This is a genomic window from Streptomyces sp. NPDC043876, from assembly GCF_056435825.1.
This window is the reverse complement of the sequence record NZ_JBWKDV010000065.1, coordinates 1-1647: the sequence shown is the minus strand read 5'-3', so window position 1 is coordinate 1647 and position 1647 is coordinate 1. Positions and strand designations below refer to the sequence as shown.

The 1647-nt window shown below is 69.8% G+C and carries 1 protein-coding gene; it reads right to left on the bottom strand.

The window, feature by feature from the left end; all coding sequences use genetic code 11:
* The coding region (locus AC0693_RS38760) for a polyketide synthase dehydratase domain-containing protein (RefSeq protein WP_478804633.1) at positions 1-1629 on the bottom strand (1629 nt) is incomplete at its 3' end.
* Positions 1630-1647: the final 18 nt, after the last annotated feature.

The following is a 1647-nucleotide window of genomic DNA, read 5'->3' as shown; positions in this document are numbered from 1 at the left end:
GTGGACGCAGTCCACGGTGTCGCCGTCCTCCTGACCGGCCGCCGGCGGCACGAACACCGCGTCCGGAAGAGGCTCGCCTCTCTCCAGCGCCGCAACCAGAGCCGCCACATCCGCATACTCGGCGACCTGAGCCCCCGTACCCGCCAGCCCCACCACATCAGGACCACCCAGCACCGCCCACCGAAGACCAGAGGCAGAAGCAGGAACCACCCGCGCCGGCACCCACTCCACCCGGAACAACGACTCCACATGCCCGGCACCAACCGCACCAACCGCACCCACCTGAGCGGCCGAAGCAGGACGCAACATCAACGACTCCACCGAGGCAACCGGACCACCGGTCTCATCAGCCACCAGCAGCGCCAAAGTATGCGGGTCCTGCGCCGAATGCGGCGTCAGACGCATCCGCAGCGCCGAGGCACCCACGGCGTACAACGACACCCCCGCCCACGAGAACGGCAGGAGCGCGCCCGGCGAGTCCTGCCCGGCCGGGTCGCCGTGCCCGATGGCGTGCAGACCGGCATCCAGCAGCGCCGGATGCAGCCCGAACCGCGCCGCATCCCGCTGACCAGCCTCCGGCAACACCACCTCGGTGAACAGCACACCATCCCGGCGCCAGGCCGACTTCAACCCCTGGAAGAGCGGCCCGTAGGCCATTCCGTCCCCTGCGAGTTCTCCGTACAGCCCGTCGATGTCGACAGGATCGGCACCCTGCGGCGGCCAGACGGCCAAGTCCGCGAAGTCCTGTGCCGCTTCGGGCTGGGCGCCGGTGGCGAGGACGCCCGTCGCGTGGCGGGTCCAGGGCTCATCCGCCGGCGCGTCCTGACGACGCGAGTACACACCGAACGGCCGACCACCCGCCTCCACAGCCCCCTCGACCACCAGCTGAAGCTGAACACCCCCACGCTCCGGCAACACCAACGGCGCCTCCAGCGTCAACTCCTCCACCACATCGCAACCCACCTCATCACCCGCACGCACCGCCAGATCCACAAAGGCAGTACCCGGCAGCAACACGCCACCCAGGATGGTGTGGTCGGCGATCCACGGATGGGTATCGAGCGACAGACGACCCGCGAACAGGACCCCTTCCGAGTCGGCCAGCGTCACAGCCGCACCCAACAGCGGGTGCGCCACCTCGCCCAGACCAATGGACTCCGGATCCCCGGCCGCGAACGCCGCCGCACTCAGCCAGAACCGCCGACGCTGGAACGCGTACGTCGGCAGGTCCACACGCCGGGCGCCGGTGCCCCGGTAGTAGGTGCTCCAGTCGACAGTGACGCCGTGGGCGAAGGCCTGGGCGAGCGCCGTCGTGACGGCCTCGGCCTCGGGGCGGCCCGTGCGCAGTGCGGGGACGAATACGGTGTCAGCGGTGTCGCCGGTGAGGCATTCCTGGGCCAGGGCGGAGAGGACACCGTCCGGACCGAGTTCGACGTACGTCGTCACACCCGCGGCCTCAAGCGTCCGCACACCATCGAGGAAGCGAACCGCCTCCCGGACGTGCCGCACCCAGAAGTCGGCCGAACCCATCTCGTCCGAGACCAGCGCACCCGTCAGATTGGAAACGATCGGGATCCGCGGAGCGGCGAACTCCAGCCCCGCCACCACCTCACGGAAGTCCTCCAGCATGCCGTCCATGTGCGGCGA